The sequence below is a fragment of the Alloyangia mangrovi genome, from assembly GCF_002300555.2.
GTDB lineage: Bacteria > Pseudomonadota > Alphaproteobacteria > Rhodobacterales > Rhodobacteraceae > Salipiger > Salipiger mangrovi.
In genome coordinates this window covers 130,554-136,934 of record NZ_NTHN02000007.1, presented here as the reverse complement: position 1 = coordinate 136,934, position 6,381 = coordinate 130,554, and the positions used below count along the sequence as shown (strand labels likewise).

General features: G+C 68.2%; 8 protein-coding genes. 5 read left to right on the top strand and 3 right to left on the bottom strand.

The window, feature by feature from the left end; genetic code table 11:
• Both CLG85_RS06070 and CLG85_RS06065 read right to left on the bottom strand, forming a co-directional pair.
• The coding region (locus CLG85_RS06070; protein WP_260348570.1) for an FUSC family protein at nucleotides 1-712 on the bottom strand (712 nt) is incomplete at its 3' end.
• Entirely contained in the window at nucleotides 709-1,170 is a 462-nt protein-coding gene (locus tag CLG85_RS06065; RefSeq protein ID WP_095881972.1) for a MarR family winged helix-turn-helix transcriptional regulator, read from the bottom strand. The genes CLG85_RS06065 and CLG85_RS06070, both read right to left, overlap by 4 nt.
• A gap of 188 nt (nucleotides 1,171-1,358) precedes the next feature.
• On the opposite strand from CLG85_RS06065, the gene CLG85_RS06060 reads away from it, so the two are divergent.
• Complete coding sequence (locus CLG85_RS06060) at nucleotides 1,359-3,086, top strand: tetratricopeptide repeat protein (RefSeq protein ID WP_095881971.1); 1,728 nt, start codon at nucleotides 1,359-1,361, stop codon at nucleotides 3,084-3,086.
• Complete coding sequence (locus tag CLG85_RS06055; protein ID WP_260348569.1) at nucleotides 3,073-3,957, top strand: 4-(cytidine 5'-diphospho)-2-C-methyl-D-erythritol kinase; 885 nt, start codon at nucleotides 3,073-3,075, stop codon at nucleotides 3,955-3,957. The genes CLG85_RS06060 and CLG85_RS06055 overlap by 14 nt, the downstream gene beginning before the upstream one ends.
• A 28-nt stretch (nucleotides 3,958-3,985) precedes the next feature.
• Here CLG85_RS06055 and CLG85_RS06050 read toward each other — a convergent pair whose 3' ends face one another.
• Nucleotides 3,986-4,987, bottom strand: a complete 1,002-nt coding sequence (locus CLG85_RS06050) for a polyprenyl synthetase family protein (RefSeq protein WP_260348568.1) — start codon at nucleotides 4,985-4,987, stop codon at nucleotides 3,986-3,988.
• Between CLG85_RS06050 and CLG85_RS28070 the strand changes: the two genes are divergently transcribed.
• The 3 genes from CLG85_RS28070 to CLG85_RS06035 all read left to right on the top strand — a co-directional run bounded on the left by CLG85_RS28070 (nucleotide 4,877) and on the right by CLG85_RS06035 (nucleotide 6,326).
• Nucleotides 4,877-5,263: a putative signal transducing protein gene (locus CLG85_RS28070; protein WP_512699364.1), complete on the top strand. Its 387-nt coding sequence runs from the start codon at nucleotides 4,877-4,879 to the stop codon at nucleotides 5,261-5,263. The two genes, CLG85_RS06050 and CLG85_RS28070, sit on opposite strands and share 111 nt — an antisense overlap.
• The gene (locus tag CLG85_RS06040) at nucleotides 5,260-6,039 is read left to right on the top strand and encodes a tRNA1(Val) (adenine(37)-N6)-methyltransferase (protein ID WP_095881330.1); all 780 of its coding nucleotides are present in this window, start codon (nucleotides 5,260-5,262) and stop codon (nucleotides 6,037-6,039) included. The genes CLG85_RS28070 and CLG85_RS06040 overlap by 4 nt, the downstream gene beginning before the upstream one ends.
• Nucleotides 6,040-6,152: 113 nt before the next feature.
• Complete coding sequence (locus CLG85_RS06035; RefSeq protein WP_095881329.1) at nucleotides 6,153-6,326, top strand: YdcH family protein; 174 nt, start codon at nucleotides 6,153-6,155, stop codon at nucleotides 6,324-6,326.
• Nucleotides 6,327-6,381: the final 55 nt, after the last annotated feature.

The following is a 6,381-nucleotide window of genomic DNA, read 5'->3' as shown; positions in this document are numbered from 1 at the left end:
GCACCGACAGCGCGGCCGACAGCAGCGCGCGGCTGGCGCGAGTCTCGCGGTGCGAGCGCAGCGAGCCGGCGGCATGTGGGTCGAGCGCCTCTTCGGCGCCGGCCATGGCCGAGATCAGCTTCCGCGCCGCCTCGGGGTCGGAGCCGGGCGCCGCGAGCTGGTCGCAAAGATCAGCCAGCACGCCACGGATGCGCCCCCGCAACGCGCTGCCGTCGGCGGTGGGGGCAAAGAGCCAGCCCACCACCAGCGCGGCGAGCACGCCCACCAGCACCGTCGCCATCCGGTCGGCACCGAGCGCCCAGACATTCTCGGGGTGGCCGACGTCGAGCAGGGCAACCATCGCGGCGGTATAGCCCGCCAACACCGTGCCATAGGCGACGAAGCCGCGCAGGAGGTTGGCGAGCCCGGTGCAAAGCCCGACCCATAGCGCCAGACCGACGACCAGCAGGGCCGGATGCAGCTGCATCGCGAGGATCAGCCCGACCCCGGCGATCGTGCCGATCACCGTCCCGGCGAAGCGGAAGAGGCCCTTTTCCAGCAGTTGCCCGCGCACCGGCTGTGAGGCCGCCCAGACAGTCATCCCCGCCCATTGCGGGTGCTCGAGCCCGAGCATCCAGGCAACCACCAGCGCCAGACACGCGGCAAAAGCGGTGCGCAGCGCAAAGACCAGTCGGTGCTTGTTGAAGCCGAGGGTTTCCAGCGCGGCGCTCATGCCTCCACCTTCTCGGAAAGCATGGCATCGGCGCGGACAGCGATGCGCGAGAAGGCGTCCAGCATGGCGCTTGTCTCGTCGTCGGCGATGTCGGCGAGCAGTTCCCGTTCGGCCTGCAGCAGCATCGCGCGGATGCGGGCGAGTTCGGTGCGGCCCTCCTCGGTCAGATGGATGCGGCGGGCGCGGCGGTCCGAGGGATCGACCCGGCGCTCGACGAAGCCACGGGTCTCGAGCAGGTCGAGCAACCGCACCAGCGTCGAGGTGTCGAGGCTGATCCGCGCCGCGAGATCGCGCTGGCTGATGCCGTCGCCGCCCTCGGCCAGATGCACGAGCGGGCGCCAGGTGGCATCGCTGAGCCCGGCCTCGGCGAGGCGCTTGTCGACCACCCGGTGCCATTGCCGGGCAAGGGTGACGAAGGCAAAGCCAAAGCGATCGCGGGGGGAGGGAGTCTGTGTCATGAAATGCATGTAGATAAAAATGATTGGCAATGCAAATTAAATACCGACGCTGGGGAGCGCGAAATTATTTCTTGGCTCAGCCCCTGTGCCGGCGGTGCATCGCGCTCGCCGCCCCGTGAACGGGGCGCGGATTGCGCCGGGGTGCGGCGCGGTCTAGTCTTCGTGCCAACCAATCAACAGGAGGCGGCATGTCGGGCAAGGCATTCGGGACACTTCGCGGCACGGTTCTCGCGCTTGCACTGATGGCGGCAGGGGCCGGGGCGGTTTCCGCCGAGAGCCTTTCGGGCGACTACCTCGCGGCGCGGCAGGCCAGCTTCGCCGGGGATTTCAAGGCGGCAGCCCGCTATTACGGCGAGGCGGTCAAGCATGACCCCGAGAACGCCGACCTGCTCGAGCGCGCTGCGCTGGCGAACATCGGCCTCGGCGATTTCGTCCGCGCCGAGGCGCTGGCCGAACGGCTCACCGCGCTGGGGCACAGCAGCCAGATCGGCCAGCTCGCCGAGATCGCCGTGCTTGCCCATGAAGAGAATTACGCCGAGCTCGTGAAGCGGATCGAGGAAAACCGCTCGGCGGGCCCGCTGGTTGACGGTCTGCTGATGGCCTGGGCCGAGCTGGGGCGCGGCGACGTGAGCGCGGCGCTGGCCTCCTTCGATGGCGTGGCCGAGGAGCGCGGGCTCGCCGGTTTCGCCGCCTATCACAAGGCCATGGCGCTGGCTTCGGTCGGCGATTTCGAGGGCGCGGAGGCGATCTTTGCCGATCCGGCGGGCGGCGGCATGCAGATGACCCGCCGTGCCGTGCTGGCCCGTATCCAGATCCTTTCGCAGATCGACCGGCAGGCCGACGCCGTGTCGCTGATCGACGAGGCTTTCGGCCCGCAGCTCGACCCGGGCATGGTGGAGCTGCGCGCCAAGCTCGAGGCGGGCGAGACGCTGCCCTTCGACATCGTCACCTCGGCCCGTGACGGCATTGCCGAGGTCTTCTTCACAATCGCCGGCGCTCTGGCCAATGAATCCGCCGAGGATTACACGCTGCTGCACGTGCGCGTGGCAGAGTACCTGCGCCCCGATCACGTCGGCGCGCTGCTGATGGCGGGCGAGCTTCTGGAGAAGATGGGCCAGTACGAGCTTGCCGCCGCCACCTACCGCCGGGTGCCGCGCGAGGATGCCGCCTACCATGTCGCCGAGCTGGGCCGCTCCGACGCGCTGCGCGCCGAGGGCAAGCTCGATGCCGCCGTGGAGGTGTTGGAACAGCTCGCCGACACCCATGGCAACCTGCCCGCGGTGCAATCGGCGCTGGGGGACCTGATGCGCCAGCTCGAGCGCTACGGCGAGGCGATCACCGCCTATGACCGGGCGCTTGCCACCTTCGGCGAGCCCGATCCGGCGCAATGGTTCCTCTATTACGCCCGCGGCATCTGCAAGGAGCGGGACGGGAACTGGGAAGCCGCCGAGAAGGATTTCCGTGCCGCCCTCGAGTTCGTGCCGAACCAGCCGCAGGTGCTGAACTACCTCGGCTATTCCATGGTCGAGCACCACGTTAACCTCGACGAGGCGCTGGAGATGATCGAGCGCGCGGTCGAGGCGGAGCCGCAGAGCGGCTATATCGTCGACAGCCTCGGTTGGGCGCTCTACCGGCTGGGCCGCTACGACGAGGCGGTGGGCCACATGGAGCGCGCCGCCGAGCTGATGGCGGTGGACCCGGTGGTCAACGATCACCTTGGCGATGTCTACTGGGCGGTCGGCCGCAAGACCGAGGCGCGCTTCCAATGGCAGCGGGCGCTTTCCTTCGTCGGCTGGGAGGACGCCTCGGACGACGTCGAGCCCGAGCGCATCCGCCGGAAGCTGGCCGTGGGCCTCGATACCGTGCTCGCCGAGGAGGGCAGGCCGCCGCTGAAGGTGGCGCATGACGTGGACTGACGTCTTCGCCCCGGCAAAGATCAACCTGACCCTGCATATCACCGGCCAGCGCGACGACGGCTATCACCTGCTCGACACGCTGGTCGTCTTTGCCCCGGTGGGCGACACGCTCCGCGTCGCGCCCGCCGAGGAGTTTTCACTGCGTCTTGAAGGGCCGGAGGCCGCGGGGCTTCCTGCCAATGGCGACAACCTCGCCCTGCGCGCCGCCGCAATGGTGGGCGAGGGGCAGGGGGCCGCGATTGTGCTGGAGAAGCTGCTGCCGGTGGCCTCGGGCATCGGTGGCGGCTCGGCGGATGCCGCGGCTGCCGCGCGTGCGGTGTTAGCCGAGGCCGGGGCCCTGGACACCGATGGCCTGGCAAGGGCGGAAGCGGCACTGCTGGCGCTTGGGGCGGATGTGCCCATGTGCATCGCCTCGCGCCCGGTGCGGGTGCGCGGCATCGGTGAAGGGCTGGAGCCCGTCGCCCTGCCGCCGCTGCCCGCGGTGCTGGTCAACCCGCGGGTGCCGGTCTCGACCCCGCAAATCTTCCGCAGCCTCACCTCGCGCGTGAATCCCCCGATGCCGGAGCGCCTGCCGGAGTTCGCCGGCCCGGAGTCGCTGATCGACTGGCTGTCGGGCATGCGCAATGACATGGAGCCCGCGGCGATAGCGCTGGAGCCGGTGATCGGAACGCTGCTGTCGGAGCTGGCCGCGCTGCCGGGCTGCCGGCTGGCGCGCATGTCGGGATCAGGGGCGACCTGCTTCGGGCTCTTCGCCAGCATGGCGGAGGCGGGCGTGGCGGCAGGAGCTCTGCGCAGGGCGCGCCCGGATTGGTGGATCGCCGAGGGCCTGTTGGGGGATCAGCAGGCGCGGGCGATGCCGCGCCGGGGATGAACCAGAGGCGAGAGCGGATGGCGCGGGATCAGTAGAGCCGCGCCACCACGAAATCAGCCAGCTCGATCATCACGTCGCGCAGCTCGGACTGCGGCAGCTGCGCCATCGCGGCCTTGGCCTTTTCCGACCAGCCGAGCGCGTCTTCGCGGGTGGCTTCGAGCGCACTGTGCTTGTTCAGAAGCTCCAGCGCGTGGTCGAGGTCGCCCTCTTCCTGCTTGCCCTTCTCGATGGTGCGCTGCCAGAAGGCGCGTTCCTCTTCGTCAGCCGCTGCGACGGCCTTGATCACCGGCAGGGTCAGCTTGCGCTCGCGGAAGTCGTCGCCGACGTTCTTGCCGGTGGCGGCGCTGTCGCCCATGTAGTCGAGCAGGTCGTCGGCGATCTGGAAGGCGATGCCGAGCGCGTCGCCGTAATCGAAGAGCGCCTGAACCTGCGCCGGATCGGAGCCGGCGATGACCCCGCCCACCTCGGTCGCGGCCGAGAAGAGCGCGGCGGTCTTGCCGCGCACCACCTGCAGGTAGATGTCCTCGGTGGTGCCGAGATCCTGCGCCGCGGTGAGCTGCAGCACCTCGCCCTCGGCGATCGTGGCCGAGGCGTTCGACAGGATTTCCAGCACCCGCAGGTTGCCGGTCTCGGTCATGAGCTGGAAGCTGCGGGCAAAGAGATAGTCGCCGACCAGAACCGAGGACTTGTTGTCCCACAGCAGGTTGGCAGTGGGACGACCGCGCCGCTGCGCGCTTTCGTCGACCACGTCGTCATGCAGGAGCGTCGCGGTGTGGATGAACTCCACCGTCGCGGCGAGATGCACGTGATAGGGGCCGTCGTAGCCGCAGATCTTCGCCGCGGCGAGGGTGAGCATCGGGCGCAGGCGCTTGCCGCCCGCTTCGACCAGATGCGCGGTCACCTCCGGGATGCGCGGCGCATGTTTCGAGGCCATCCGCTCGCGGATCAAGGTGTTCACCGCACCCATCTCGTCGGACAGCATCGACGCGAGGCGGTCGTGCGGTTTCGCTTTTGCCGTATCCAAGCCCATCAGACCCCCGTCACAGGCTCGACAAGGCCGGGGCCCTGTCCTTACATCCCCAGTATGGAAGAACTTCTGCGCACAACCGACATCACACTGATCCCGCTGGCGAAGACCCTCCTTGATGGGCAGGGTATAGACAGCTTTGAGTTGGACGTAAATATGAGCGTCCTCGAGGGCTCGCTGGGTATACTTCCGCGCAGGTTGATGGTCCGCAGCAGCGAGCTGGAGGCGGCGCGACGGGTGCTGCGCGACTTCGGCATTTCTTTCGAGGCCGGAGCGTGAGACGCGACACCTTTGCCGAGGAGGCGCTTCGCTGCGACGATTTTCTTGGTGGTCGTGCGAGGATATGGCAGCCAAGACAAGGGTTTGGCTATAGGGCAGGGGTGGACCCCGTGCTGCTTGCGGCCAGCGTCGAAGCGCGGCCGGGGCAGGAGGTGCTGGAGCTCGGCTGCGGGGCTGCCCCGGCGCTCATATGCCTTGGCGTGCGCGTGGGCGGGCTGCGGGTGACCGGCGTGGAGCTCCAGCCGGGCTATGCCGCGCTCGCGCGCCGTAACATTGCCGAGAACGGTCTCGAGGGCGATATCCTCGAAGCGGACCTCTCGCTGCCGCCCGCCGAGTTGAAGGCCCGCGCCTTCGATCACGTTCTCGCCAACCCGCCCTATTTCGAGCCGGGCAAGCGCAGCGTCTCGCCGGATGCGGGGATCGAACTGGCACAGGCCGGGGCACTGCCGCTGGGCGAGTGGGTGGCGCTGGCCGCACGGCGGCTGAAGCCGCGCGGCACGGCGACCTTCGTCCAGCGGGTCGAACGGTTGCCGGAGCTGCTGTCGGCGCTGAGCGCGCATCTGGGGTCTGTCGAGGTGCTGCCGCTTGCCCCGCGCGAGGGCCGCGCGCCCCGGCTGATTCTCGCGCGTGGACGCAAGGGAGGCCGGGCAGCTTTCCGCCTTTGCCCGGCGCTCGTGCTTCACGCTGGCGCGTGCCACCTTGAAGACGGCGAGGATTATACAAATGTCGTCAAAGCAGCCTTGCGTGACGGAAAACCGATCATCTTTGACGGGTAAGCGAAAGTCCGAGCACCGCCTTGAGCCTGCGCTAAGCAATGCTGCGGGTGCGGCGTGACAGAATGTAAAAGTTATGCTGCACTGTAAGTGCCCAAAGCAAAAAGGAGGATATAATGAGCTTAACTTCTCACCTGCAGGAACTGAAGAAGAAGCACCAGAACCTCGCCACCACGGTGGAAGAAATGCAGCGGAGTCCGGGCGTGGACGACCTGCATGTCGCAGCCCTGAAGAAGCAGAAACTCCGGATCAAGGAAGAGATTAGCCGGCTCTCGGCAGAGGCCACCTAAGCGGGTCCGGGCAGGCAGCGCCCGCGAGGGACAGCCACCTACCCGCCTCGAGAGC